Source organism: Actinopolyspora mortivallis (genome assembly GCF_003001495.1).
GTDB lineage: Bacteria > Actinomycetota > Actinomycetes > Mycobacteriales > Pseudonocardiaceae > Actinopolyspora > Actinopolyspora mortivallis_A.
The window spans coordinates 1-25,685 of the sequence record NZ_PVSR01000028.1; the positions used below are offsets into that span (position 1 = coordinate 1).

Here is a 25,685-nt window from a genome sequence, read left to right on the forward strand (position 1 = left end):
GGCCTGCCGCCCGTCCCCGTTCCCCGTGTTCCCCGCGGCCGGTTGGTCCGCGAACCGGGTAACCCGGATACCGTGCGGCCTTCCCAGTTCGACACCGATCTCGATCGCGGCACCGACGTCGTCGCAGTGCACGTGCACCGCCCAGAGGTCCGCGGAGGACCCCACACCGGTGCTCTCCCCCGTGTCCGCCACGGACACGCAGTCCCCGATGCGCCCCAGACGTTCCCGCAGCTCCCCCGCCGTGGCGCGGACCTCGGACAGCAGGTACATCACCTCGTAGGAGTACGCGGAGTCGTGACCGTGCGCGGCGGGGACGACGGCATCCCCCGGATCGGGGACCTCGGGGACCAGTCGTCCACCGTCCCGGACCACAGCGTGCAGCGCGTCCAGGACGAGGAGCAGTCCGCGTCCGCCGGCGTCCACCACCCCGGCAGCGGCCAGTTCGGGACGTTGCTCCGGCGTTCTCCGCAGGGCGGTGATCGCCGCGGTGGTGGCCGCGTGTACCGCCGCGGAAAGTTCCGTGCCGTCCTCGCAGGCGTCGACCGCGGCGCGCAACACCGTCAACATGCTGCCCTCCACCGGTTCGGCGACGGAGGCCGCGGCCAGCTCGTGTCCCCGTTCCAGCGCCGACCGGAAACACCGCCCGTTCACCACGGGCCGCTCGCGGGCCCCCAGCGCGAACCCGCGCAACATCTGGGCCAGCAGCAGACCGGAGTTGCCGACCGCCCCGTGCAGCGCCCCTTCCGCGAACACGGACAGGGCGGACTCCGGGTCCCCGGCGGGGTTCCGCTCCAGACGCAGCACCGCCGAACGCAACGTCCGCACCAGGTTGGTTCCGGTGTCGTTGTCCGCGACGGGGAACACGTTGATCCGATCCAGCGCGGCACGGTTGGCGGTCAGGGCGAGCACGGAGACTTCGCCCCATCTGCGTACGGCGGATCCGTCCAGCGCGTGCAGCACGAATTCCTCCCTGAGTCGGCCACCTCGCCGCGGGTGCCGCCGAGAATAGTCCTTTGCTTCCGCACGGACGTCACGGGCGGGACAACGGCGTGCGGGAGGGGATGACGGCCGGTCCGCACGGCCGGGCGGTGTTGAGCGACCGCCCCTTCCGGAAGGGCTTTCCTCCCGCTCCGGAGGGCGGGGCGGCCCCGGCGGGGACAAGGTGAGCGCGGCCGGGCGTACTCGGTGGGTTAGAATAGGGCGGTTCCCGGAGGTCGTGTACCGATTACCGGGTCGGTGCCACCGGAGGAGCGGTGCACGGGCACGCAGTCACCCCTGGGTGGACGGCTTCACCAACGTGGGGGGCGCCGCGTGGCCTCTCAGCGCTGTCACCGCACGAGCATGGCCCGCGCCGGGCGGCGCGGGATGGACATTCGAGCGAAGTTAGGGGTGTCTGACGTGGCTGCCGTCTGCGACGTCTGCAACAAGGGACCGGGTTTCGGTATGGCTGTCTCCCACTCGCACCGGCGTACCAAGCGCCGGTGGAACCCGAACATCCAGACCGTGCGCGCCAAGGTCAGCACGACCCAGCGCAAGCGGCTGAATGTGTGCACCTCCTGCCTGAAGGCAGGCAAGGTCGTGCGCGGCTGAGCCGCCGTACCGACCGTGAGGTCCCGCGAAACCACGAACGCTCGGCCGGTGGAACCGGCCGAGCGTTCGTCGTGAGAGGGGTCGGGGACCTCCGCCCCGTGGCGGAACGACGCTCCGTCCCGCCACGGGTACGGCTTCGGGCTCAGGTGAGTTTCCAGTCGACCGGCTCCGCCCCTCGTTCCCGCAGCAGTTCGTTGGCCCGACTGAAGGGACGCGAACCGAAGAAGCCACGATCGGCCGACATGGGGCTCGGATGCGGAGACTCCACACACCCCACTCCGGGCATCAGCGGACGCAGACTGCGCGCGTCCCTGCCCCACAGGATCGCCACCATGGGCTGCGGCCGTTGTGCCAAGGCCCGGATGGCCTGGTCGGTCACCACCTCCCAGCCCTTGCCCCGGTGCGAGGCCGACTTGCCCGGCTGCACCGTCAGCACGCGGTTCAACAGCAGCACACCGCGCTCGGTCCACGGAGTCAGGTCGCCGTTCGAGGGCTGCGGATATCCGAGATCGTTGCTGTACTCCCAGAAAATATTGGCCAGACTACGCGGAACCGGGTCGACGTCCGGGGCCACCGAGAAACTCAGCCCGACGGGATGCCCCGGCGTGGGGTAGGGATCCTGGCCGACTATGAGCACCCGCACGTCCTCGAACGGCTGCTGGAAAGCACGCAGCACGTTCTCACCGGCGGGAAGGTACTCCCTGCCCGCGGCGACCTCCTCGCGCAGGAAGTCCCCCATCGTGGCGATCTGGTCCGCCACCGGTGCGAGCGCTTCGGCCCAGCCTGGTTCCACAATCTCATGCAACGGGCTCCTGGTCACGAACCACGACCCTAGCTACCTCCGCGATCATCGCTGTCAACCCCCTGGTGGGAGTACCCCGCAGACACGGGCATCCCTGTCTGCGTTCTCGGCGCGTCAGCCCGTCCAGTGCTGCCAGCCGGTCTCCTCGGCGTACTCCGAGCCGTCCACGGTCACCCCGCTGCCCTCGGTCACAGCACCGATCGGCTGCCAGCCGGGCGGAAGAACCGCGTCGTGGGGGAAACTCGCCACCAGGGCCTGGTCCTCCCCTCCGGTCAGCACCCAACGCCAGGGGTTCGCCCCCAACGCGGAGGCCACTTCCGACAGCCGCTGGGGAACACCGATCCGGTCGCTGTGGAGGTCGATGGCGACCCCGGAGGCCTCGGCGATGTGTCCCAGATCCGCGAGCAGTCCGTCCGAGACGTCGATCATCGCCGTGGCCCCGGCGTCGGCGGCCAGCGGCCCCGCCGAGTAGGGCGGTTCGGGAACCCGGTGCGCCCCGACCACCGCCAACGGGGAACGGAACCCCCGGGCCAGCACGGCCCAGCCCGCCGCGGCCCAACCGAGCCGTCCCGCGACGGCCACCACGTCTCCGGGACGAGCTCCGCCGCGGGTCACCGGAGCTCTCCCCTGGAGATCCCCCAGGGCGGTGACGGAGATCGTCAGGGTGGTCGAGGTCACCATGTCGCCCCCGACCACGTCGGTACCGACCAGCCCGGCCTCCTCCCGCATACCGGACGCGAGTCCGTCCACCAGCTCGGTCGGCGCGTCCGAGGCGCACCCCAGCCCGACGAGCAGGCCGGTGGGCACCGCCCCCATGGCGGCCACGTCCGAGAGGTTCACGGCCACCGCCTTGCGTCCCACCTGGTGGGGGCTGGACCAGTCCAGCCTGAAGTGCACGTCCTGCACGAGCACGTCGGTGGTGGCGACCACCCTGCCGTCCGGGGCGGCGAGCACGGCGGCGTCGTCCCCCGGGCCGAGAAGTGTGTTCGTCGAGCCGGTTCCCTGGGCGGTGACTCTCCGGATGAGGCCGAACTCGCCGAGCTGGGAGACAGTTCGCTCGTTCGGTCTCTGCTCGGACTCCACTGGATCTTCCTTTCCTGAGGCATCGACTCGGGGCGATGCGGTAACTTGCCTGCCTGGTTTCCTGTCTCGGACACAGTCGACCGGACGAAGGGACGTACTCCCATGGTGCAGGCCTACATACTCATCCAGACCGAAGTCGGCAAGGCGGCCGAGGTCGCCGGCGAGATCTCCGGCGGAACCGGAATCATCAGTGCCGAGGACGTCACCGGCCCCTACGACGTCATCGTGCGTGCCGAGGCCGAGAACGTGGACCAGTTGGGGAAGATGGTGGTGGCCAACATCCAGAACGTCGAGGGCATCACCCGCACCCTCACCTGCCCCGTGGTGCATCTGTGAGCACCACCTCCCCCGGGCCGCGACCCGGCCGGTGTGCCCCGGACGAGGCGCACGTGCTGTAGTGGTGGCGTGCAGAAGCAATCCGGATCAGGGCTGCCGAGGAGTGTGGTGGCCGTGGCGGTCTCGCTGGGAGTGCTGCTGGCCCTCGGCGTGGCCGCGCTCGGCCTCCTCCACGGATCCGGCGGCTCCCACCAGCAGGAAGCGGCCAGGGAGAGCTCGACCCCCGATCCGCGTGCCGGGAACGGCCCGCTGGCGCTGCCGCCGGTCGACGCGCCGGAGGCCGACTCCTCCGCCTGCGCCGAGGTGCTGGAGGAGCTGCCCGCCGAGCTGGACGTCCGGGGAACCGGTGTCGCCCGCAGGGAGCTCGCACGGCCGGCTCCTCCCGGAACCCTGGCCTGGGGGGACGCGGAGCACGCCCCGATCACCCTCCGGTGCGGGATCACGGCACCGGCCGAGCTGACCAGGACCTCCGAGCTGATGAACGTCTCGGGAGTCGACTGGTTGCCGATCAGCAGCGGCGGGACCACCAGCTGGATAGCGGTCGACCGACCCGTCTACGTGGCGCTCACCGCCTCGGAGGAGATCGGGAGCGGACCGGTGCAGGAGATCTCCGAAACACTGCGCGGAACGCTCGCCAAGCAGGAGGTCTTTCCCTGAACCGAGCCCGTTCGCCGGAGCCGGCCTGGTGGCGTGACCGCCCCGGCGCCGGGAGGCGGCCACGCCGGTGAGCGACGGGCTCAGCGCAGACCGGTTCCACGGGCCAGGGCGGTGTCTATCAGCGTGCTCAACAGCTCGGAGTACTCGACCCCCGCGTGAGCCCACATGCGCGGATACAGGGAGATCGAGGTGAATCCCGGCATGGTGTTCACCTCGTTGACCACCACCTCCCCGGAGTCGGTGAGGAAGAAGTCGACCCTGGCCAGCCCCTGGCAGTCCAGGGCGCGGAAGGCGGTCAACGCCGCCTGGCGCAGGCGCTCCGTCTCGCTGTCGGAGACTTTGGCCGGGATGTCGAACTCGGTGACGTCCTCCAGGTACTTGGACTCGAAGTCGTACCACCCCGAGTTCCCCTCCACCCGCAGTTCGGCGGGCATCGAGGCGGACACCCCGCCGTCCGGGAACTCCAGCACACCGCACTCGATCTCGCGCCCGGAAACGGCGGACTCGACCAGCACCTTGGGGTCCGTCCGTCGTGCCTCGGCGATCGCCTCGTCCAGGTCGGCGTGGTCGGTGACCCTCGTGATCCCCACCGAGGAACCGGCGCGAGCCGGTTTGACGAACACCGGCAGTCCGAGACGTTCTCTGCGCGCGGCGTCGAGAGTCCCCTCGTCGGGACGCAGTACCTCGTAGTGACCCACGTCCAGCCCCGCTGCTGAGAGCAGCTTCTTGGCGAACTCCTTGTCCATGGCCACCGCGCTGGACAACACTCCGGGGCCGGCGTAGGGGACACCGGCCATTTCGAGCAGTCCCTGGATGGTGCCGTCCTCGCCGTAGGAACCGTGCAGCATCGGAAGCACCACGTCCACGGCGGACAACACCTCCCCCACACTGCCCTGGTGCAGCGAGATCAGTTCCCTGCGAGAGGGGTCCGCCGGGAGCGCGAGCTCGGTGCCCTCGCTGATCTCGGGGACCTCCCGGTTCCGGATCCGCAGTGGTTCCGGGGAGTCCGGGCCGAGCACCCAGCTCCCCCTCCGGGTGATGCCGACGGGAACGACCTCGAAACGGTCCCGATCCAGATGCTCCAGCGCGCTCGCGGCCGAGGCACAGGAGACGCCGTGCTCGTCGCTGCGTCCACCGAAGACAAGGGCCACCCGGATCCTGCGTTCTACCATGGGCCAGACGATACCCGCGTCGGCGGACACGTCGCCGGGCGGCCGATCACTTTCCGGTGAACTCCCGAACCAGCAACGGCAGGGTCTCGAGCAGCTCCCGCCGCGAGCAGGCCGCGTAACCGAGCGCCACTCCGTACCACTGTTGCGTGAAACGATGGTGTCTGGCCAAACCGTCCACCACCACACCGTGTTCCCGGAGTGCGGCTATGGTGGCGCGTTCCGCGGACGCCTCCTCCAGCGGGATCACGACATGGGCACCAGCGCGGTCTCCGACCGGTTCGATCCCGGCCCGCCCCAGCGCGTTCACGAGCAGCTCCCTGCGGCCGGAGAGCTCCCGACGCAGCCTCCGCAGATGCCGTCCCAGATCGCCGTTCCTGGCCAGCTCGGTGAGCAGCCACTGCCCCGCCGGGGCCGGACGGGTACCCGTCCGTTCCCGGTACTCCAGAATGGCCTCGGTCACCCGTTCGGGAGCCAACAGCCACCCCACCCCGAGGGTGGGGGTGAGGATCTTGCTCGTGGTGCCCAGGTGAACCACCACGTCCGGGGCCATCGAGGCCAGCACCGGAAGCGGGGCCACGTCGTAGCGCAGCTCCCCGTCGTAGTCGTCCTCCACGATCAACCAGCCGGAGCGGCGGGCGCGTTCGATCAGCGCTATCCGTCGCCGGGCGGGCAGTCGCCCCCCGAGGGGGTACTGGTGGGCGGGGGAACAGTAGACGGCGCTGACGTGTTCGGGAATGTCCTCCACCACCACCCCGGCGTGGTCCACCGGCACGGGAACCACCTCGATCCCCACCGCGCACAGCGCCTCGGCCGCTCGTTGGTAGCCGGGCTCCTCCACGGCCACCCGGGCTCCGCGGGGAAGGACCGAGGCGGCGAGCTCCGCCACGGCGCTGGTCGTGCCGCCCGTGGCCAGCACCGAGTTCTCCGCCGGGCCCTCCACGACCAGTCCCCGGTGCCGCAGCAGGTGTTCCACCACGGCGGCCCGGTACTCGGGAACACCGGCACGGTGCGGCAGGGTGTCCGGGGCGCGGTCCCCCGCGGCTCTCCAAGCCCGCCGCCAGGCGGCGCGATCCACTCCCTCCGCCCACGGAGCTCCGGGGGTGAGCAGCACGCGGAACGAGGGGGTCGCCTCCTCCTGCACCTCCCCTCCCCGGTGGGAGTGTTCACTGCCCGGAGGTGCCGCGGTGACGTAGGTGCCGGATCCGCGTCGCCCCGAGATCCAGCCCTCGGCGTGCAGCTGGTCGTAGGCGGCGGCCGTGACCGTACGGCTGACGGAGAGGTGGCGGGCCAGCGCGCGTGTGGACGGAAGTCTGTCCCCGGTGCGCAGCTGCCCGCGGGTGGCGGCCCTGCGCAGCGCGTCGGCCAGCTGGACCGCCAGCGGACGCTTCGCCGTGCGGTCGAGTTCGATCACCAGCTCCAGGAGGGGGGAACTGGGAGCGGGAATACTGGGTGGCATCTCGAAACACTCCCTGATTGGCCCTTCAATAATGCCACTCGGGAGCGGATCTTCGTCGTGTGTCCCACGAAGAGCTCTCCCCCACGGAACGCAGTACGGTGCGACGCGGCAAACACCGCGCTCGTTCGGAACGCGCGGAACTCCACGAGGTGCTGGACAACGCCCTGCTGTGCCACGTCGGTTTCACCGTCTCCGGTCACCCCCGTGTCCTGCCGACGGCGTTCGCACGGGTGGACGAAACGATGTATCTGCACGGCTCCACGGGCTCACGCCTGCTGCGCGAGGCGGCGAACGGGACCGAGATGTGCGTGGCGGTGACCCTGTTGGACGGCGTCGTCTACGCCAGAGCGACCGCCCACAACTCGGTCAACTACCGTTCGGCGGTCATCCACGGCCGCCCGTTCGCCGTCACCGACCCGGAGGCCAAGTGGAGCGCCCTGCGCGCGATCACCGAACACCTGGCCCCCGGCTCCTGGGAACACGCCAGACACCCGGACCGCCGTGAACTCGCGGGCACCGCCGTGGTCGGCCTGGACCTGGCCGAGGCCTCGGTCAAGACACGCGAGGGCGATCCCGGCGACACTCCGGAGGACGTCGCCGAGGACCGGGTGTGGGCCGGCGTACTGCCCCTGCACAGCTACTGGGGAACCCCCCGACCGAGTTCGGAACAGCCCCGGCGACGCCCCGTACCGGAACACGTGAGCACGCGGAGGACCCCGTGAACATCCGAGAACTGGACCGTGCCGAAGCCCGGATCGCCCACCCGGTACTGCGCGAACTCCGCCCCTGGCTCGAGTCCCCCGAGGACTTCCTGGCCGCCGTGACCCCTCAGTTCGACCAGGGGTACCGCCTGGCCTGTGTGTTCGACACCGGTCCCGAGGCCCTGGCCGCCGTCGGTTTCCGTGTCGGCGACACACTGGCCTGGGGCCGTCATCTCTACGTCGACGACCTGTGCACGCTGCCCGAAGCTCGGGGAAACGGGTACGCGACCGGGCTGCTGGAGTGGGTGGAACGCGAGGCCGTACGGCTCGGTGTCCGGCAGCTGCACCTCGACTCGGGAACCCAGCGCCACACCGCGCACCGGCTCTACACCGGCAACGGGTTCGTCATCTCCTCGCTGCACTTCACCAAAACGCTCGACGAGGCGGTCACCGAACCGGAACGGAACTGACCGGGCTCCCTTCCGGAGGCCGCCGACGGCTTTCCCCGGCGACGTGTTCAGGTCGTCGGGGTGACGGCCCGTCCCGGGCGGTACACGTGCACGCTGATCGCCGGATCCGGTCCCTCGTTGTGCACCTGGTGCGCGTAGTGCGGGCCGAACACCCGCGACTGTCCGGGCACGAGGACGTGCAGCGCCTCGGCGTTGTGCCGGCCGGAGTCCGAACGCACCGCCCGTTCGGTCAGCACCCCCGAGACCACGGTGAAGGCCCCGTCGGAGCCTCCGTGGTCGTGCAGTTCGGTGCGCTGACCCGGCAGCCAGCTCAACACCCACACCTCGTACTCGTCGGTGCTGTACAGCAGCAGGGACCAGCGTGTGTCCCGGTCGTAACGCACCCGGTGGGCCCAGCGGCGGCGGTCCTCCGCGACCTCGCGGGCGACACGGACGGGGTGCGCCAGGCCGGACTCGGACGCGTTCGGAAGCGTGTTCGGGGGAACGGCGAACAAGGAGGGGTCCTTCGTGGTCGAGGGAATCGGGGACTGAACACGTGACGCGGGCGGATCGATCACTCGTCTCCGCCGATCCGCGTCGTTCAACACGAAGGACACAGCGCGCTGGACACCAGGCGTAGCTCGACGTGGCGACGCGCACCCTGCCGGGTCCGCTCCGCCGTCGGGAAAGCCTTCCGCACACGCGCCAACACGACGTCGAGTCAAGCAACGGCCTTCCCCTACGTCAAGGCCGATTCCGGCACGCGCGTGCGATATCACACGGTCGTGGGTCCTCCGGAACCACAGGCAGGCGGTCCCCCCTTCGAGGGGACACCGTCGGCGAGGCCCCGTCGGCTCCTCAGTCCAGCGCGCCGAGCACGTCCGCCACCAGGTCCTCGGTGTCCTCGCATCCGGCGGAGAACCGCACGAACCCCTCGGGAACGGGATCCCCCCACTGGGCCCTGCGGTCGGCCGTACTGTGCACACCACCGAAACTGGTGGCCCCCGAAACCAGGCGACTGCGTTCGAGCATGCGCTCCACCGAGGCCGCGTCCGGCAGTTCGAAACGCAACACCCCGCCCCACCGCCGCATCTGACGAGCGGCCGTCTCGTGGGCGGGGTCGGAGGGCAGTCCCGGCCAACGCACTCCCGAGACGGCGGGATGTTCGACCAACGCCGCGGCGAGCGCGGCCGCGTTGGCGGCCTGCCGCTCCAACCGCAGGTCGAGGGTGGCCAGACTCCGGTGGGCCAACCAGGTCTCGAAGGGCCCGGGCACCGCCCCCGAAAGCCCACGGGCCCGGTTCAGACGCTCCGCCGTCTCCCTGTCGGCGGTACTGACATGACCCAACAGCAGGTCACTGTGTCCGCACACCGCCTTCGTGTCACTGGCGACCACCACGTCGGCCCCCAGTTCCAACGGCCGTTGACCCAACGGTGTGGCAGTGGTGTTGTCCACCGCCACCACCGCCCCGGCCCGGTGGGCGTACTCGGCGACCGTCGCGATGTCACAGACGTCCAGCCCCGGGTTGGAGGGGGTTTCCAGCAGCACCACACGCGCCCCGGCGAAGTCCTCGGCGGAGAGTTCCCCCGCAGTGGGCAACCGGCGGACCCGCAGGTTCAGCTCGGACAGCTCGGTGTGCACGAACTCCCTGGTCGCGTAGTAACCGTCCGCGGGAAGCACCAGAGTGTCCCCCTCGTGCAGCAACGTCCGCAGCAGGGTTCCGATCGCGGCCATGCCGGAGGGGAAGAGTACGCAGTGCCCCCGGTCGAGTTCGCCGAGAGCGTGTTCCAGCGCCCGCCACCCGGGATTGCCCGCTCTCCCGTAGAAGTCGGCCTCGCCCACGCGGTCCGCGCCTCCCAGATGGTAGGGGGCGGCGAAGACCGGGCCGGGCATGAACGGCTCCCCCGCTCCGGCCTCCGGCTCTCCGGCGTGCACACAACGCGTTCCGTCGCCGAACAACGACAGCTCCTCCGTCTCGATCCTCGTCCGTTCCGCGTCTCGGGACACCGGGCCGAACGGCCCACGGTTCCGGGAGCACACGGGACTACTCGGGCTTGCGTTCCCTGCCGAGAAGTTCGGCGGCGGCGGGAACGGGATCCAGCCCCTCGTGACACACCCGGTGCACGACTTCGGCGATCGGCATCTCCACCCCGCATCTGTCGGCCAGGGCGCACAGCGAGGTGCAGGACTTGACCCCTTCGGCGACCTGACCGTGCGCGGCCCGCTGCGCCTCGACCAGGGACTCGCCCCGGCCCAGCCGTTCCCCGAAGGTGCGGTTGCGGGACAACGGGGACAGGCAGGTCGCCGCCAGATCCCCCATCCCGGCCAACCCGGCGAAGGTCATGGGCTCGGCCCCCAGGGCCACGCCCAGCCTCGTGGTCTCGGCCAGCCCTCTTGTGATCAACGTGGACATGGTGTTGGCCCCGTAGCCCAATCCCGAGGCCACGCCGCAGGCGAGCGCGATCACGTTCTTGCACGCCCCCGCCACCTCGACCCCGACCAGGTCGGTGTTGGTGTAGGGACGGAAGTAACCGGTGGAACAGGCCCGCTGCAACGCCACCGCCCGCTCGTGGTCGGAGCAGGCGACCACCGTCGCGGTCGGCTGTTCTGCGGCAATCTCCTTGGCGAGGTTGGGACCGGAGACCACGGCGATCCGCTCACCCGCCACACCGGCCACTTCGGAGATCACCTGACTCATCCGCTTCAGGGTGCTCAGCTCCACCCCCTTGGCGAGACTGACCAGAGTGGCCCCCTCCGGCAGGAACGGCTGCCAACCGGCGAGGTTCTCCCGCAACGTCTGGCTCGGAACGGCCAGGACGATCGCCTCGGCCCCACGCACCGCCTCCGTCGCGTCGTCCGTGGCGCTCAGTCCCCGGGGCAACTCCACTCCGGGCAGGTACTCCTCGTTGACCCGTTCACGTTCGATCCTGTCGGCCACGGAGGAACGCCGCGCCCAGAGACGGACCTCGGTTCCCGCGTCGGCGAGCACCTTGGCGAAGGTGGTTCCCCAGGAGCCCGCTCCCAGCACGGCCACTCGTTCGATCTCTCGCCGGGACACGGCGGAGGTCCCCTCAGGCATGGTCCTCTTTTCCGCTCGTGCGCTTCCGGGCCGAGTAGAAGGACGTGGGGGCCGGCTCGCCCCGCACCTCGGCCAACAGCTCGCGGACCCTGGTCATGACCAGGTCGGTGACCTCCCGCAGAGTGCGGGTGTCCGGTTCCTTCGTCCGGTACTCCGCCAGGTCCAACGGCTCGCCGAACACGGTGGTCACCCGTTTGCGCGGCAACGGGCGGAAACGCTTGCCGTAACCGTCGTAGATCTCCCGCGTACCCCACCGGGCCACCGGGATGACCGGAACGTCGTGTTCCAGCGCGAGCCGGGCCACACCTATCTTGGGCACCATCGGCCAACCGTCGGGGTCCTTGGTGATGGTCCCGTCGGGATAGATCAGCACCACCTTGCCCGAGCGCAGGGCCTCGTGCGCCTCACGCAGACTCTTCTGGGCGTCCACGGTCCCCCGGTAGACGGGAATCTGTCCCAGACCGCGCAGGACGCCCCGCAGCACCGGGATGTTCCAGAGCGTGTTCTTGGCCAGGAAACGCGGAAGCCGTCCGGCGCGGTGCACGGCGACCGCGTCGTAGATCGGGTCGATGTGCGAGACGTGGTTGAGCACCAGCAGCGCGGGCCCCTCGGCGGGGATGTTCCGCAGTCCTGTCAGTCGTGTCCGCCCCAACAGGGTCTTGAGCGGGTAGAACACCACGACCGCGATTCCCAGCCACAGCTTGCCCGTCACACCGCGGACGCGCTCTCGGGTCCCGCTGCGAGCACGCCGCAGGCTCTTCGGCTCGAACACCCCAACTCCTTCCCGTTCCGGCGACAGCCAACATACCCGCACCGTCTTCCGCGCGGCCCCTCCCGGGGCATGGCGACGGGGCGCGCCTCCGGAGCACCATGGTGGGGTGTCTTGCGGGGTTCATCTGCTCGTTCCGATCAAACCGCTGCGGGTTGCCAAGAGCCGTCTGCGGGCGGCCAGCCCGACTGCGCGGGCACACGCCGCACTCGTCACCGCACTGGTTTCGGACACGGTGCTGGCGGCACGCGCGGCCGAGGGCGTCGCCGGGGTTGCCGTGGTCACCTCGGACCCGACCCTGGAGGCCCGTTTCCGCGCGCACGGCGTCGAGGTCATCGCGGACTCCCCCGACCGGGGACTCAACTCCGCGCTCGAACACGGGGCGAGGGTGCTGCGCGAACGCCGCCCACGGGCCCGGTTGGGGGTGCTGCAGGCGGACCTGCCGGCACTGCGACCCGCCGAGCTGGACGCGGCGATCGCCGAGTCCGCGGGGCAACGTGCCTTCTGCGCCGACAGGCACGGCACCGGAACGACATTGCTGCTCGCCCGGGGCGACACCGACCTGCGCCCCGGCTTCGGGACCGATTCGGCCCGGGTGCACGGACACGGCGGGGCGCGGCGGTTGGCGCGGGCGGCGGAGTCGCTGCGTTGTGACGTGGACGTCCCCGCCGATCTGGAGGTCGCCGAGGCGCTCGGACTGGGTGAGCACACCCGGTCGGTGCTGCGTGGGCAGCTCCGCGCGGACTGTGTGGGCCACTCGGCGTGACGGCCCTGGCCGGGTGGCGGCAGCGACCGAGATCACGTTCCCCCCATTCGATCGGGTGAGCGTGTTCCCACTCTCATGGGCGAGAATGGAAGCGTGAGCACGGACGGCGACGACCGGCTTTCCGAGTCGGTCCCACAGCGAGGTAACGAGCGCGAGGCCGCCCCGCCGCACGGCTCCCCCTCAGCGTGGGAGACGGACCAGAGTGAGGTCTCCTCCTCGGTACCGGAGGACCCCGTCGAACGGGGGGAGACGCGCGTCCGGCCGGAGAGCGAGTCGGACAGGGCTCGGGTACCCGCCGCACCGCCCGCGGTCACCCGAGCCGCGGCGAGCACCGACCTGCCGGAGAACCGGTACCTGAACCGCGAGCTGTCCTGGTTGGATTTCAACGCCCGTGTACTCGCCGTGGCCGAGGACCGCTCCCAGCCGCCGCTGGAACGGGCCAAGTTCCTGGCCATCTTCGCCTCGAACCTGGACGAGTTCTACATGGTGCGCGTCGCCGGACTCAAAAGACGCGAGGAGACCGGGCTCTCCGTGCGCAGCACCGACGGACTCTCCCCCCACGAACAACTCGTCCGCATCGCGGCACGCAACCAGGACCTGGTCGAGAAACTCGACCGCGTGTTCCTGGACGAGCTGCTCCCGGAGCTGGAGGCCAACGGGATCCGGATCCTGAGCTGGGCACAACTGGAGGACGAGGACAAGGCCCACCTCACGCGCTACTTCCAGGACCACGTCTTTCCCGTCCTGACTCCGCTCGCCGTCGACCCCGCCCACCCCTTCCCCTACATCTCCGGGCTCTCCCTGAACCTCGCCGTGATGGTCACCGACCCGGACGCGGGCATCAAACGGTTCGCCCGGGTCAAGGTGCCGGACAACGTGGCCAGGTTGATCCGGGTCGAGGAGCAACGGGACCGGCAACGAACCACCTTCGTCCCGCTGGAGGAGCTCATCGCGGCCCACCTGGACAAGCTCTTCCCGGGGATGGAGGTCACCGAGCACCACATATTCCGCGTCACCCGCAACGCGGACCTGGAGGTCGAGGAGGACCGGGACGAGGACCTGCTCCAGGCCATGGAACGCGAGCTGGCGCGACGTCGCTTCGGCCCTCCGGTGCGGCTGGAGATCGCCGAGACGATGAGCCGCACCATGCTGGAACTGCTGCTGCGCGAACTGGACGTGGACCCGCACGACGTCGTCGAGGTGCGCGGACTGCTCGACCTGTCCTGTCTGTTCCAGCTCGAACGGCTCCAGCGCCCCGATCTGAAGGGGGCACCGTTCGTGCCCGCCACCCACCCGGCCTTCGCCGAGGGCAACACCTCCAAGAGCATCTTCGCCACTCTGCGCGAGGGGGACGTGCTGGTGCACCACCCCTACCACGCCTTCTCCACCTCGGTGCAGCGGTTCATCGAACAGGCCGCGGTGGATCCGCAGGTCCTGGCGATCAAGCAGACTCTCTACCGCACCTCGGGGGACTCGCCGATCGTCAACTCGTTGATAGACGCCGCCGAGGCGGGCAAGCAGGTGGTGGCCCTGGTGGAGCTCAAGGCACGTTTCGACGAGCAGGCCAACATCCAGTGGGCACGTGCGCTGGAACGCTCCGGCGTGCACGTGGTCTACGGGCTGGTCGGACTCAAGACGCACTGCAAGACGGCACTGGTGGTCCGCCAGGAGGGATCCACACTGCGCCGGTACTGCCATCTGGGCACCGGGAACTACAACCCGAAAACGGCTCGGATCTATGAGGACCTCGGTCTGCTCACCGCCGACGACGACATCGGTGCCGACCTCACCGACCTGTTCAACGTGCTCACCGGCTACGCCAGACACGACACCTACCGACGCATCCTGGTCTCCCCCCAGGGGATCCGCACCGGTATCGTCGAAAGGATCGAGGGCGAGATCGAGCTGGCCAGAGCGGGCAAACCGGCCGGAATCCGGATGAAGGTGAACTCACTGGTCGACGAACAGATCATCGACGCCCTCTACCGGGCCTCCCTGGCCGGGGTGGAAGTGCGGGTGGTGGTACGTGGTATCTGTGCCCTGCAGCCGGGGGTACGCGGGCTGAGCGAGAACATCGAGGTCCGTTCCATCCTCGGACGTTTCCTGGAGCACTCCCGGGTGTTCCACTTCCAGGGAGCGGGGGAGCACTGGATCGGCAGCGCCGACATGATGCACCGCAACCTCGACCGACGTATCGAGGCCCAGGTGCAGGTCACCGATCCCAGACTCACCGGCGAGCTGGACGCGCTGCTCGACTCCGCCCTCCACCCGCAGACACGGTGCTGGATCCTCAACGAGAAGGGCGACTGGGAAGCGTCGCCCCACCAGAACCAGCACGTCAAGGACCACCAAGTGGAAATGCTGCGACAGCACGGCGCGAAGGTGTGAGAACACATGCCCCAGCACGGAGCGGGCTCCGAGAGGGAGGTCCCCGAGGAGCCGACGACGTCGACGGCTCCCGCCGAACCGGTGGGCGAGACCCGGGAGCCCGAGGTCCACGCGGCCGGGGCGGTGTTGTGGCGTTCCGGTCCCCGGAGCTTCCCGGAGATCGCCGTGGTCCACCGCCCCCGTTACGGGGACTGGTCACTGCCGAAGGGAAAGGTGGACCCCGGCGAGACCGTCGCCCACACCGCGGCCCGCGAGATCGCCGAGGAAACCGGCCTGACCTGTGTGCTCTCCCGCGGTCTCCGCGGAGTCAGCTATCCCGTGCCCACTCCCGACGGGGGGCGGGCGCTCAAGCACGTGCACTACTTCGCCGCCAGGGCACTGCCCGGTGAGTTCGTACCGAACGAGGAGGTGGACCAGCTGCGCTGGGTTCCGCTCTCCGAGGCGCACGAGTGGCTCACCTACCCCACCGACAACAGCGTGGTGGACTCCTTCGGCGAACTGCCGCCCGCACTGCACACCGTGTTGCTCGTCCGCCACGCGCGGGCTGGCAGACGCGCCGACTTCTCCGGTGACGACACACTGCGGCCGCTCAGTGCCGAGGGATGGCGCCAGCAGCACTCACTGCACACGCTGCTCACACTGTTCGGCCCGGAAAAGGTTCGTGCCGCCCCACGGCTGCGTTGCGAACAGACCGTGGCGTCCCTGGCCGAGGAACTCGGCCAGGCCGTCGGGCAGGAGAGCACGCTGTCCGAGGAGGCCTACCGGCAGGACCCGGAGGCTGGGGTACGGCGGGTGCTGAGCCTCGCCGCCACCGGCGAGACCACGGTGGTGTGCAGCCAGGGCGGTGTCATCCCGGACCTGCTCACCCGACTGGCGCATTCCTCGGGGCTGTCCCTCGGAGAGGTCGGCAGCCGCAAAGCCAGCGTGTGGGTGCTGTCCTTCCTGCCGGGGACGCACTCCGGCAACGGCACGGGCCCCGCTCCGCGGTTGGTCGCCGCGGACTACTTCCCCGAGCCGGCTCCGGAACACTCCTGACTTCGGTCCCCGCGGCCTTCCCGCACGAAGGCCCGTGCTTGCCCGGGGTACGTCGGTTCCCCGAAGGGACGGTCGACACGCGACCGTCCTCTCTCCCCCTACCGACCACGGATCGGATGGTCCGCCCTCCACGTCTCATCCCACCCGACACCACCGGGCAAGCACGGGCGACAGCGGTTCCGGACATCACTTCCTGGTCGTGCGTGTGGTGGACTTGCGGGTCGAGCTCGTGGAACCCTTGGTCGCCGTTTTGGCGGTGGTGCTCTTGGCCCCACCCCGGGAACCACCCGTGGACTTGCTCGCGGTCGAACCCGTCGTACGTGTCCCCGAGGACTTCGCGGCCGTCGTCTTGGCCCCACCCGTGGACTTGGAGGAGGTGCCCGTCGACTTCGACGTACGCGACTTCGTCCCCGTGGACGCGGTGGTGGACTTCGCCGTACTTCTGGTGGTCGTGGCGCTCTTCGCGGCGGCGGAGGTGCCACGGCCCGCCGTCGTCGACCGGGAGGAGCCCGTGCGGGGCAGTTTCCGCTGTCCCCCCACGACCTCCTTGAACTGCGTGCCCGCACGGAAGGCCGGAACATTCGTCTTCTTGACCCGCACCGCCTCCCCGGTGCGCGGATTACGGGCCGTGCGCGCGGCCCGGGCCCGTTTCTCGAAAACACCGAAACCGGTGATGTTCACCTTCTCGCCCTTGTTGACGTTGCGGACGATGAGGTCGACGACGTTGTCCACTGCCTGACTGGCGGTCTTTTTGTCTCCGAGGCGTTCGGCCAGCGCCTCGATCAGCTGCGCTTTGTTCACGTCAGTCCCTCCCAGGACAACCAACGGCCCGTCGGGCCTACTCAGGGGCCACGGTAAATCTCCGCACCAGCGGATGCCATTCGCCACGCCAGCTTTCCCCGTGACGACGCGCCGTTGTCCCGACGGGAACCGCGCGGAAGGACCACGCGAACGTTCTCACGTCCTCCGGGTGTGTTTTCCCGGCGGGAAAACACACCCGGACTCCGTTTCAGCCCGACGGAGTGGGCAGAGTACGGGGCAGAAAACCGGGCCTGGAACGTTCGAAGGAATCGATGGCCTCCTCCGCACGCATCGTCAGACCGATGTCGTCCAGCCCCTCCAGCAGACGCCACCTGGTGTACTCGTCCACCTCGAATCCGATGGTCAGGTCCTTGGCCCGCACGGTGCGGGCGTTCAGATCAACGGTGATCCGGGTTCCCGGTTCGGTTTCCAGCAACTTCCACAACAACTCCACATCGGACTGCTCGCACCGCGCGGCCAACAGTCCCTGTTTGCCGGCGTTGCCGCGGAAGATGTCGGCGAAACGCGAAGAAATGATCACGCGGAACCCGTAGTCCTTCAACGCCCAGACCGCGTGTTCCCGCGAGGAACCGGTTCCGAAATCCGGTCCGGCCACGAGCACGCTTCCCCGGTTGAACGGTTCGACGTTCAGAACGAAATTCTCATCGGAGCGCCAGGCGGCGAACAAGGCGTCCTCGAAACCGGTTCTGGCGACACGTTTGAGGTACACGGCGGGAATGATCTGGTCCGTATCCACGTTGGACCGCCGTAGCGGCACTCCTATGCCGGTGTGGGTGGTGAACGGTTCCATGTGTGTCGCTCCTGTGCGGGCCGGCCGCCTCGTACGGCCGGGAGGTTTTCGGCTACGTTCTTCGGATGTCACGGGACCGGCGACGACTGCGCGGTCTCGGGGGCCGAGTGGCCACCCCGGGTTCAGAGGTCCTCCGGAGAGGAGAGGGTGCCGCGCACCGCCGTGGCCGCCGCGACCGTCGGCGAGACCAGATGGGTGCGTCCCCCCTTGCCCTGCCTTCCCTCGAAATTCCGGTTGGAGGTTGAGGCCGCCCGTTCCCCGGGAGCCAGCTGGTCGGGGTTCATCCCCAGGCACATGGAACACCCCGCCGAACGCCACTCCGCCCCGGCGGCGGTGAACACCTCGTCCAACCCCTCCTGCTCGGCCTGCTGACGTACGCGCATCGAGCCGGGCACCACCAGCATCCGGACGTCGGGGGAGACCCTGTGCCCGCGCAGGATCTCGGCGGCACTGCGCAGATCCTCGATCCTTCCGTTGGTGCAGGAACCGAGGAAGACGGTGTCCACCGCCACCTCCCGCAGCGGGGTCCCGGCGGCCAGTCCCATGTACTCCAGCGCCTTCTCCGTGGCGGCCCGCTGCTCGTCGTCGGCGATGAACTCCGGATCGGGAACCCTTTCCCCGAGCGGAGCGCCCTGCCCCGGGTTGGTCCCCCAGGTGACGAAGGGAGTCAGCTCGTCGGCGTCGACGGTCACCTCGGCGTCGTACTCGGCGTCGGGATCCGTACGCAACGACTTCCAGTACTCGACGGCGGCGTCCCAGTCCGCCCCCCGCGGGGCGTGCGGCCTCCCCCTGAGGTACTCGAAGGTCGTCTCGTCCGGGGCTATCATCCCGGCACGGGCCCCGGCCTCGATCGACATGTTGCACATGGTCATCCGGGCCTCCATGCTCATGGCCTCCACGGCCGAGCCCCGGTACTCCAGCACGTAGCCCTGACCACCACCGGTACCGATCCTGGCGATGACCGCCAGGATGACGTCCTTGCTCGTCACCCCCGGCCGCAGGGTCCCCTCCACGTTGACCGCCATGGTGCGGAAGGGACGCAGCGGCAGGGTCTGGGTGGCGAGCACGTGCTCGACCTCGGAGGTGCCGATCCCGAAGGCCAGCGCTCCGAAAGCGCCGTGCGTGGAGGTGTGGCTGTCCCCACAGACCACGGTGGTCCCCGGTTGGGTCAATCCCAGCTGTGGCCCGACGACGTGCACGATGCCCTGTTCGGTGTCCCCCATCGAGTGCAGGCGGATCCCGAACTCGGCGCAGTTCTTGCGCAGGGTGTCCACCTGCGTGCGCGAGACCGGGTCGGCGATGGGCAGTTCGACCCCCTCGGTGGGGACGTTGTGGTCCTCCGTCGCCAACGTCAGGTCCGGGCGGCGCACCTCGCGTCCCGCCAGCCGCAGTCCCTCGAAGGCCTGCGGGCTGGTCACTTCGTGCACGAGGTGGAGGTCGATGTAGAGCAGGTCGGGTTCGTCTCCGGAACCACGGCGCACCAGGTGCTCGTTCCATACCTTCTCGGCGAGCGTGCTACCCATCGCTCCTCCCCTCGTGGACGTGGAAGCCGAGTGGTACGGCTCCCACTTCGTGGACATCTCATATAACGAGACGTTAATATCGCCTCGTGGGAGAGCATAGCGGTATCGGTGTTCTGGACAAAGCGGTGGCCGTCCTTCAGGCGGCCGCCGAGGAACCGTGCGGCCTCGCGGAACTCTGCGAACGCACGGGTTTACCCAGGGCAACGGCACACAGACTGGCAGTCGGACTGGAAACGCACCGGATGCTTCGGCGCGGTTCGGACGGACGTTGGCGTTCCGGACCCGCACTCGGGGAACTGGCGGGAGGAGCCGTGGACCCGCTGCTGGAGGCCGCGTCCTCCGTCCTTCCCAAACTCCGCGACATCACCGGCGAGAGCGTGCAGCTCTACCGCCGCGACGGGATGCAACGCACCTGCGTGGCCACCGCCGAACCCCCCAGCGGACTGCGGGACACCGTCCCCGTCAACACCGCGCTGCCCATGACGGCGGGGTCCGGGGCGAAGGTGCTGGCCGCCTGGGCCGACTCGTCCACCCAGCGGGCGGTGCTGGCCGAAGCGGTCTTCGGGGAACGCACCCTCATGGAGGTACGTCGACGCGGGTGGGCCCAGAGCGTCGCGGAACGGGAGTCCGGAGTGGCCAGCGTCTCCGCCCCCGTGCGCGACTCCTCGGGTGCCGTCGTGGCCGCCATCTCGGTCTCCGGCCCCATAGACCGCATGGGCCGCAGACCGGGAAGCAGATGGGCCGCGGACCTGCTGGCCGCGGCGGAGGGGCTGCAGAACAGACTGTGAAACGCCACGGAGGGAACCGGACACGGGTTCTCCCGCCCCGGTACCGCACCGGCGCGGGAGAACCGTCGGTGGTGTTTCCTCCGGAGGTGACCGCCCCATACACGAAAGCGACCCGGTGTGCTCCGCACACCGGGTCGCTCACGGAGTAGTCCCGATGGGATTCGAACCCACGTTACCGCCTTGAGAGGGCGGCGTCCTAGGCCACTAGACGACGGGACCAGGTTCGCTGTGAACTTGTTCGAGCCAGCCCGTTCCGCAGCCGAACAGCGATCCGGCCGCACATCCGCAGAACGGACGTGGCGGAGTAGTCCCGATGGGATTCGAACCCACGTTACCGCCTTGAGAGGGCGGCGTCCTAGGCCACTAGACGACGGGACCACGGACAAACACTCACACACCCGATTGTGTGAGGTTTTCCAGCTGGGGTACCAGGATTCGAACCTAGACTAACTGAACCAGAATCAGTCGTGCTGCCGATTACACCATACCCCATCGGCTCCGCAGAACATCGTACCACTCTCCGGTTTCCCGATCTCCCTCGGGGGTTCCGAGCGAGTGGCCTCTGTTCATCGCGTTGGTGAATATACTAGACCATGCCCACGCACCCGCGAAAAGCACCCCCCTGATGATCCCGAATCAGCAGGTAAGCGCGGCGAGAACACCACGCGGACGGGTGAACTCGCCGCGCCGGACACTCACCCGGAGACGACGAGGCCGCCACCCCGGAGGACCTCCCCGATCTCCTCCCTCGGGTAAGACAGGTCACAGACGAGCAGTTCCGGGAGCTCGTACAGGCTCGATATGACCGACACCCCAGCACTCCGGCAACGCCCCCGCGCGGAGTCCCCCGCGCTCCGGTCCAGCCACACGCCGTGCATTCCGGCCCGCGCCGCCCCCTCGGCGTCCACCTCCAGGCTGTTGCCCACGTGGGCCACCTGTCGGGGGGCGAGCCCCAGGGAGGAACAGGCCGCGTAGAAGATCTCCTCGGAGGGCTTGGACACCCCGTACTCACCGGAGATCAACATCACGTCGAAGACCTCGGCCAGTCCCACGGCGGCGAGCTTGTGCCGCTGGTACTCCCCGGGGGCGTTGGTGATCGCGGCCACGGCCAGACCACTGGCCCGCAACCAGTCCAGGCACTCGGAGACGTCGTCGAACAGTTCCCAGCACTCCCGCATCGCGGCCATGCGACGCCGCTCGCGTGCTCGCACCTCGTCCTCGTCCAACCGCTCCCCGAAAGCGGCGAAGAAGTCACGCGTACGCCACAGGCACATCGTCTCGAAGTCGATCTCGCCCGCCGTCATACGCGCGTGGTACTCGGCAGTGATCCGTTGCCATACGGGCCATGCGGCGTCGTTGCCGGTCAACGTGGCGAAAGCGCGTCTCGCCGAGTTCTGGCTGTCCAGCAAGGTGTCGTCGATGTCCAGGCATACGGCCTTGATCCTGCCGGCTTCGTGGGTCGATAGCTCACGTGCGGATGTCACCCCGTGAGGCTAGGCCCCCACCTGGAGTGGTCGACTCGCCCAAGTTGGTGATACTCAGATCACTGTCACGGTTTAGTCCCGGCGTGCAACAGCACGTGCAGCGGAGCGCGGAACCACGTCCGGAGCAACGGCACCGTGTCGGACCCACGGTCCGCACCGGCCCCGGGGTTCCGGGGCCGGCTCCGCCATCCCGGTCAGGAACCGCTCTCGGTGGATTCCGCGCGCGTGCGCTCCAGGGCAGCACGCAACCGTGAAAGACTGGTCCGCCTGCCGAGCAGCTCCATGGACTCGAACAGGGGAGGGGAAACGGTACGGCCGGTGACAGCCACCCGCACGGGTGTGAAGGCCTTGCGCGGCTTGATCCCCAGCCCCTCCACGATCGCCGACTTCAACGCGTTCTCGATCGCCGAGGTCTCCCATTCGTCGAGCCCGTCGAGCGCCTCGACGGCCGCAGACAGCACCGGTTCGGCGTCGGCGCCGAGAGCCTTCCGGGCAGCGTCCCCGTCCGGCTCGAACTCCTCGCCGGCGAAGAGGAACCCCATCATCCCCACCGCGTCCGAGAGCACCACCACCCGCTCCTGGACCAACGGGGCGGCCCCGCGTACGAGCTCCCACTGCTCGGAAGTGGGACGGGCGGGCAGCACACCCCCCTGCACCAGATAGGGGACGACCCGCTCGACGAACTCGTCCACGGACAGCGCACGCAGGTGAGCGGCGTTGATGGCGTCGGCCTTCTTCTGGTCGAACCGCGCGGGGTTGGCGCTGACCCTTCCGATGTCGAAGGAACGCACCATCTCCTCGACGCTGAACACGTCCCGGTCATCCGAAATGGACCAGCCCAGCAGGGCCAGGTAGTTGAGCAGTCCCTCGGGCAGGAAACCACGTTCCCTGTGGTGGAAGACGTCGGACTGCGGATCACGCTTGGACAGTTTCTTGTTGCCCTCACCCATGACGAAGGGCAGGTGACCGAACCGGGGGGTGATGTCGGTGATCCCCGTGCGCTGCAACGCCTCGTAGAGCGCGATCTGCCGTGGTGTGGAGGACAGCAGGTCCTCCCCCCGCAGCACATGGGTCACCCCCATGAGGGCGTCGTCGAGCGGGTTGGTCAGCGTGTACAGCGCGTCCCCGTTACCGCGTACCAGCACGGGGTCCGGCACGCTTCCCGCCGGGAAGGTGACCTCACCACGGACGAGGTCGGTGAACCCGATGTCGCGGTCGGGCATGCGCAACCGCAGCACCGGAGTGCGTCCCTCCGCACGCAGCTCCGCCTTTCGCTGCTCACTGAGGTCACGATCCGCGTTGTCGTAACCCAGTTTCGGGTCGCGCCCCGCCTCCCGGTGACGCTGCTCGACCTCCTGGGGAGTCGAGAAGGACTCGTACAGCTCCCCCGCCTCCAGCAGGCGGCGTGCGACGTCGGCGTAGATCTCGTGTCGCTGGCTCTGCCGGTAGGGACCGTGGGGGCCGCCCTTGTCGGGCCCCTCGTCCCAGTCCAGCCCCAGCCAACGGAGCGCCTCCAGCAGGGACTGGTACGACTCCTCGCTGTCCCTGCTGGCGTCGGTGTCCTCGATCCGGAAGATCAACGATCCGTTGTGGTGTCTGGCGAAAGCCCAGTTGAACAGGGCGGTGCGAATCAGCCCGACGTGCGGTGTCCCCGTGGGTGACGGGCAGAAACGAGCGCGCACGGGACGGTCGGGCTCGGCGGCTGTGGTGACATTCGACGTGCTCATGACTGGTTCAGCCTATCCGGCGCCCGGGGTGGGTTGACCGGCGCGTCCGTTCCACCCATGCTGACTTTATTCAACAATCGTTGAATTTTGGGAGGAACGATGACCAGAACCACCTGCTGCATCGTCGGAGGCGGCCCCGCGGGCATGGTGCTCGGTCTCCTGCTGGCCCGGGCTGGCGTGCCCGTGACCGTGCTGGAGAAACACGCCGACTTCCTCCGCGACTTCCGGGGGGACACGGTCCACCCCACGACCATGTCCCTGTTGGAGGAGCTGGGGCTGGCGGAGCGCTTCGCCGAACTTCCCCAGAACCGGATAGACCGCATCGCGATCCCCGTCGGCCCCGAGGGACGCTCCCAGCTGCTGGCCGACTTCCGCCGAGCTCCCCTGAAGTACGACTACGTGGCCATGGTTCCCCAGTGGGACCTGCTCAACCTCCTCGCGGAGGAGGCCCGCCGGGAACCGAACTTCACCCTGCTGACGCGCAGCGAGGTCCTCGGGCCGCTGCGCGAGCACGGCAGGGTCAACGGTGTCGTTCACCGCCGCGCGGACGGAAGCACCGAACGGCTGCGGGCCACGCTGACCGTGGCCTGTGACGGCAGGGACTCCTTCGCCCGACGGATCCCGGAGACACGCCCCCGGACCTATCCCACTCCGATGGACGTGCGGTGGTTCCGCATCCCACGCCGACAGGGGGACCCGCAAGGGGTCTACGCCTCGATCAGCGGAGGCGCGTTCACCGTTCTGCTCGACCGGCACGACTACTACCAGGTCGCCTCGATCATCCCCAAGGACTCCGACGCCGGGGAACGCCACCGCCCCGTCGAGGAGTTCAACGAACGGCTCCGGCAACGACTGCCCTGGCTCGACGACGGCCGCGAGCTCGTCCGGGACTGGGAGGACGTCAAGCTCCTGCGCGTGAAACTCGACCGACTGCGCAGGTGGCACGTGCCGGGACTGCTCTGCATCGGCGACGCTGCTCACGCGATGTCCCCGGTGGGCGGAATCGGCATCAACCTCGCGGTGCAGGACGCCGTGGCAGCGGCCCGCCATCTCGCGGACCCCCTCCGGGGGGGACGCCTGCGCAGACACCACGTTGCCGCCGTCCAGCGCCGCAGGAAACCGGTGACCGCCCTGCTCCAACGGGCACAACGCGCCGTCCACGACAACGTCGTCGAACCGGCTCTGCGGGGCGACATCGACTTCGGCGCGCGTGCGGGGCTTCCGCTCCCCCTGCGACTGTTGCCACGGATTCCGTTGCTGCGCGCGATCCCGCCGTACGTCTTCGCCTACGGGGCCCTGCCGGAACGTCCCCCCACCAGCGCCCTCCGACACGGGTGAGCCTCGCGGGAGTCCCGCGCGGACCGGGACACCCGCGGAGGGGCCGATCCCTCACGGCCTCGCGGCGTCCCGGGTGGTGACGCCCCGCCCGGTCCGGTCCGGTTCGGCCGGGGTCGCGGCCGAACCGGACCGGTGACGAGCTCAGGCCCGCTGGACGGGGTTCGTCAACGTGCCCAGTCCCTCGATGGAGACCGAGACCTTCTGACCGGGCTGCATGGGCCCGACACCGGCCGGAGTGCCGGTGAGGATCACGTCACCGGGCAACAGGGTCATGACCCGGGAGACGTAGGAGACCAGTCCCCCCACGTCGTGCAACAACAGGGAGGTGCGGGACTCCTGCTTGAGCTCACGGTCGAGCTCCGTGCGCAGCCCCAGGTCGGAGGCGTCCACGGCGGTGTCGATCCACGGACCGAGCGGGCAGAAGGTGTCGTAGCTCTTCGCCCGCGTCCACTGCCCGTCCGCCCGCTGCAGATCGCGGGCGGTCACGTCGTTGGCGATCGTGTAACCGAGCACCACGTCGGTGCCCCGTGCCTCCGGGACGTCCTTGCACGGCTGTCCGATCACGACCGCCAGCTCCCCCTCGTAGTCCACCCGCTCGGCGTCGGGCGGCATCTTGATGGGGGCGCTCGGGCCGATGATCGTCGTGGAGGGTTTCATGAACAGAACCGGGTTGGACGGCACCTCCGAGCCCATCTCCCGGGCGTGTTCGGCGTAGTTCTTGCCCACGCACAACACCTTGGTCGGCAGGATCGGCGCCAGCAGTCGCACGTCGGCCATCGGCCACTTGCGACCGGTGAACGTCGGCTCCCCGAACGGGTGCTGGTCGATCTCGACGGCGAGTACCTTCTCGCCAGGAGAGTTGGGGTCCGGCTCCAGGGCGACGAACGAGACCCCCTCGGGTTGAGCAACACGTGCCAGGCGCAAGCGAAA

The 25,685-nt window shown here is 69.2% G+C and carries 25 protein-coding genes and 3 tRNA genes; 10 read left to right on the forward strand and 18 right to left on the reverse strand.

Annotation, left to right across the window (positions count from 1 at the left end):
• Positions 1–960 (reverse strand): DAK2 domain-containing protein (locus CEP50_RS14380; protein WP_146134814.1); only part of this gene is annotated, 960 nt, incomplete at its 3' end.
• A 438-nt stretch (positions 961–1,398) separates the two neighbouring features.
• Between CEP50_RS14380 and rpmB the strand changes: the two genes are divergently transcribed.
• Complete coding sequence (gene rpmB, locus CEP50_RS14385) at positions 1,399–1,590, forward strand: 50S ribosomal protein L28 (RefSeq protein WP_106114476.1); 192 nt, start codon at positions 1,399–1,401, stop codon at positions 1,588–1,590.
• 142 nt (positions 1,591–1,732) lie between these two features.
• Here rpmB and CEP50_RS14390 read toward each other — a convergent pair whose 3' ends face one another.
• Positions 1,733–2,410: a uracil-DNA glycosylase gene (locus CEP50_RS14390; RefSeq protein ID WP_106114477.1), complete on the reverse strand. Its 678-nt coding sequence runs from the start codon at positions 2,408–2,410 to the stop codon at positions 1,733–1,735.
• Positions 2,411–2,506: 96 nt separating this feature from the next.
• On the reverse strand, positions 2,507–3,475 hold the full coding sequence (locus CEP50_RS14395) for a thiamine-phosphate kinase (protein WP_106114478.1): 969 nt from the start codon (positions 3,473–3,475) through the stop codon (positions 2,507–2,509).
• Positions 3,476–3,577: 102 nt separating this feature from the next.
• Here CEP50_RS14395 and CEP50_RS14400 point away from each other — a divergent pair, with 102 nt between their 5' ends.
• Positions 3,578–3,811, forward strand: coding sequence for an Lrp/AsnC ligand binding domain-containing protein (locus CEP50_RS14400; RefSeq protein ID WP_019854895.1), 234 nt, complete (start codon positions 3,578–3,580; stop codon positions 3,809–3,811).
• Positions 3,812–3,880: 69 nt separating this feature from the next.
• Positions 3,881–4,468, forward strand: a complete 588-nt coding sequence (locus CEP50_RS14405) for a DUF3515 domain-containing protein (RefSeq protein WP_258175253.1) — start codon at positions 3,881–3,883, stop codon at positions 4,466–4,468.
• Between the two features lie 80 nt (positions 4,469–4,548).
• Here the strand turns inward: CEP50_RS14405 and CEP50_RS14410 are convergent, their stop codons facing one another.
• Together CEP50_RS14410 and pdxR are read right to left on the reverse strand one after the other, a co-directional pair.
• Entirely contained in the window at positions 4,549–5,640 is a 1,092-nt protein-coding gene (locus CEP50_RS14410; protein WP_106114508.1) for a D-alanine--D-alanine ligase family protein, read from the reverse strand.
• 46 nt (positions 5,641–5,686) lie between these two features.
• Positions 5,687–7,096, reverse strand: coding sequence for a MocR-like pyridoxine biosynthesis transcription factor PdxR (gene pdxR, locus CEP50_RS14415; protein WP_106114480.1), 1,410 nt, complete (start codon positions 7,094–7,096; stop codon positions 5,687–5,689).
• A gap of 59 nt (positions 7,097–7,155) precedes the next feature.
• Here pdxR and CEP50_RS14420 point away from each other — a divergent pair, with 59 nt between their 5' ends.
• Together CEP50_RS14420 and CEP50_RS14425 are read left to right on the forward strand one after the other, a co-directional pair.
• Positions 7,156–7,818: a pyridoxamine 5'-phosphate oxidase family protein gene (locus CEP50_RS14420; RefSeq protein WP_106114481.1), complete on the forward strand. Its 663-nt coding sequence runs from the start codon at positions 7,156–7,158 to the stop codon at positions 7,816–7,818.
• Positions 7,815–8,267 (forward strand): GNAT family N-acetyltransferase, encoded by a 453-nt coding sequence (locus CEP50_RS14425; protein WP_106114482.1) that lies wholly within the window; start codon positions 7,815–7,817, stop codon positions 8,265–8,267. Before CEP50_RS14420 ends, CEP50_RS14425 begins: the two co-directional genes overlap by 4 nt.
• Before the next feature lie 47 nt (positions 8,268–8,314).
• On the opposite strand, the gene CEP50_RS14430 is transcribed toward CEP50_RS14425, so the two are convergent.
• From CEP50_RS14430 to CEP50_RS14445, 4 genes are all read right to left on the reverse strand, one after another.
• Positions 8,315–8,761 carry a cysteine dioxygenase gene (locus CEP50_RS14430; protein ID WP_106114509.1) on the reverse strand — a complete coding sequence of 149 codons (447 nt, stop codon included), beginning with the start codon at positions 8,759–8,761 and terminating at the stop codon, positions 8,315–8,317.
• 343 nt (positions 8,762–9,104) lie between these two features.
• Positions 9,105–10,253 carry a cystathionine gamma-lyase gene (locus tag CEP50_RS14435; RefSeq protein WP_219905487.1) on the reverse strand — a complete coding sequence of 383 codons (1,149 nt, stop codon included), beginning with the start codon at positions 10,251–10,253 and terminating at the stop codon, positions 9,105–9,107.
• Positions 10,254–10,290: 37 nt separating this feature from the next.
• A complete protein-coding gene (locus CEP50_RS14440) occupies positions 10,291–11,325 on the reverse strand; it encodes an NAD(P)H-dependent glycerol-3-phosphate dehydrogenase (RefSeq protein ID WP_106114483.1) in 1,035 nt (344 codons plus the stop codon).
• On the reverse strand, positions 11,318–12,097 hold the full coding sequence (locus CEP50_RS14445; protein WP_181188399.1) for a lysophospholipid acyltransferase family protein: 780 nt from the start codon (positions 12,095–12,097) through the stop codon (positions 11,318–11,320). Before CEP50_RS14445 ends, CEP50_RS14440 begins: the two co-directional genes overlap by 8 nt.
• Positions 12,098–12,203: 106 nt before the next feature.
• Here CEP50_RS14445 and cofC point away from each other — a divergent pair, with 106 nt between their 5' ends.
• The 3 genes from cofC (at position 12,204) to CEP50_RS14460 (ending at position 16,283) form a co-directional block, all read left to right on the forward strand.
• A complete protein-coding gene (cofC, locus tag CEP50_RS14450; protein ID WP_106114484.1) occupies positions 12,204–12,860 on the forward strand; it encodes a 2-phospho-L-lactate guanylyltransferase in 657 nt (218 codons plus the stop codon).
• 93 nt (positions 12,861–12,953) lie between these two features.
• Positions 12,954–15,248 (forward strand): RNA degradosome polyphosphate kinase, encoded by a 2,295-nt coding sequence (locus CEP50_RS14455; RefSeq protein WP_106114485.1) that lies wholly within the window; start codon positions 12,954–12,956, stop codon positions 15,246–15,248.
• 6 nt (positions 15,249–15,254) lie between these two features.
• Complete coding sequence (locus CEP50_RS14460; RefSeq protein ID WP_106114486.1) at positions 15,255–16,283, forward strand: NUDIX hydrolase; 1,029 nt, start codon at positions 15,255–15,257, stop codon at positions 16,281–16,283.
• A gap of 186 nt (positions 16,284–16,469) precedes the next feature.
• On the opposite strand, the gene CEP50_RS14465 is transcribed toward CEP50_RS14460, so the two are convergent.
• The 3 genes from CEP50_RS14465 to leuC form a co-directional block, all read right to left on the reverse strand.
• Complete coding sequence (locus CEP50_RS14465; RefSeq protein ID WP_106114487.1) at positions 16,470–17,084, reverse strand: HU family DNA-binding protein; 615 nt, start codon at positions 17,082–17,084, stop codon at positions 16,470–16,472.
• 208 nt (positions 17,085–17,292) lie between these two features.
• Positions 17,293–17,895, reverse strand: a complete 603-nt coding sequence (leuD, locus tag CEP50_RS14470; protein ID WP_106114488.1) for a 3-isopropylmalate dehydratase small subunit — start codon at positions 17,893–17,895, stop codon at positions 17,293–17,295.
• Positions 17,896–18,017: 122 nt separating this feature from the next.
• Complete coding sequence (leuC, locus tag CEP50_RS14475) at positions 18,018–19,418, reverse strand: 3-isopropylmalate dehydratase large subunit (RefSeq protein WP_106114489.1); 1,401 nt, start codon at positions 19,416–19,418, stop codon at positions 18,018–18,020.
• Between the two features lie 86 nt (positions 19,419–19,504).
• Between leuC and CEP50_RS14480 the strand changes: the two genes are divergently transcribed.
• Positions 19,505–20,206 carry an IclR family transcriptional regulator gene (locus tag CEP50_RS14480; RefSeq protein WP_181188400.1) on the forward strand — a complete coding sequence of 234 codons (702 nt, stop codon included), beginning with the start codon at positions 19,505–19,507 and terminating at the stop codon, positions 20,204–20,206.
• Positions 20,207–20,352: 146 nt separating this feature from the next.
• Here CEP50_RS14480 and CEP50_RS14485 read toward each other — a convergent pair.
• The 5 genes from CEP50_RS14485 to gltX form a co-directional block, all read right to left on the reverse strand.
• Positions 20,353–20,425: transfer RNA gene (locus CEP50_RS14485), tRNA-Glu, on the reverse strand.
• 86 nt (positions 20,426–20,511) lie between these two features.
• A tRNA-Glu gene (locus CEP50_RS14490) sits at positions 20,512–20,584 on the reverse strand.
• Positions 20,585–20,626: 42 nt separating this feature from the next.
• A tRNA-Gln gene (locus CEP50_RS14495) sits at positions 20,627–20,698 on the reverse strand.
• Positions 20,699–20,901: 203 nt separating this feature from the next.
• Positions 20,902–21,690, reverse strand: a complete 789-nt coding sequence (locus CEP50_RS14500) for an HAD family hydrolase (RefSeq protein ID WP_106114491.1) — start codon at positions 21,688–21,690, stop codon at positions 20,902–20,904.
• A 194-nt stretch (positions 21,691–21,884) separates the two neighbouring features.
• Positions 21,885–23,417 carry a glutamate--tRNA ligase gene (gene gltX / locus CEP50_RS14505; protein WP_106114492.1) on the reverse strand — a complete coding sequence of 511 codons (1,533 nt, stop codon included), beginning with the start codon at positions 23,415–23,417 and terminating at the stop codon, positions 21,885–21,887.
• 99 nt (positions 23,418–23,516) lie between these two features.
• On the opposite strand from gltX, the gene CEP50_RS14510 reads away from it, so the two are divergent.
• Positions 23,517–24,755 carry an FAD-dependent oxidoreductase gene (locus tag CEP50_RS14510; protein ID WP_106114493.1) on the forward strand — a complete coding sequence of 413 codons (1,239 nt, stop codon included), beginning with the start codon at positions 23,517–23,519 and terminating at the stop codon, positions 24,753–24,755.
• A 141-nt stretch (positions 24,756–24,896) separates the two neighbouring features.
• Here the strand turns inward: CEP50_RS14510 and CEP50_RS14515 are convergent, their stop codons facing one another.
• The gene (locus CEP50_RS14515) at positions 24,897–25,679 is read right to left on the reverse strand and encodes a fumarylacetoacetate hydrolase family protein (RefSeq protein ID WP_106114494.1); all 783 of its coding nucleotides are present in this window, start codon (positions 25,677–25,679) and stop codon (positions 24,897–24,899) included.
• Positions 25,680–25,685 lie beyond the last annotated feature (6 nt).

Excerpts from the sequence above, each read along its gene's own strand:
- CEP50_RS14400 (WP_019854895.1), top strand. The coding sequence starts at position 3,578 with ATGGTGCAGGCCTACATACTCATCCAGACCGAAGTCGGCAAGGCGGCC.
- CEP50_RS14410 (WP_106114508.1), bottom strand. The coding sequence starts at position 5,640 with ATGGTAGAACGCAGGATCCGGGTGGCCCTTGTCTTCGGTGGACGCAGC.
- pdxR (WP_106114480.1), bottom strand. The coding sequence starts at position 7,096 with ATGCCACCCAGTATTCCCGCTCCCAGTTCCCCCCTCCTGGAGCTGGTG.
- CEP50_RS14440 (WP_106114483.1), bottom strand. The coding sequence starts at position 11,325 with ATGCCTGAGGGGACCTCCGCCGTGTCCCGGCGAGAGATCGAACGAGTG.
- CEP50_RS14460 (WP_106114486.1), top strand. The coding sequence starts at position 15,255 with ATGCCCCAGCACGGAGCGGGCTCCGAGAGGGAGGTCCCCGAGGAGCCG.
- leuD (WP_106114488.1), bottom strand. The coding sequence starts at position 17,895 with ATGGAACCGTTCACCACCCACACCGGCATAGGAGTGCCGCTACGGCGG.
- leuC (WP_106114489.1), bottom strand. The coding sequence starts at position 19,418 with ATGGGTAGCACGCTCGCCGAGAAGGTATGGAACGAGCACCTGGTGCGC.
- gltX (WP_106114492.1), bottom strand. The coding sequence starts at position 23,417 with ATGAGCACGTCGAATGTCACCACAGCCGCCGAGCCCGACCGTCCCGTG.
- CEP50_RS14510 (WP_106114493.1), top strand. The coding sequence starts at position 23,517 with ATGACCAGAACCACCTGCTGCATCGTCGGAGGCGGCCCCGCGGGCATG.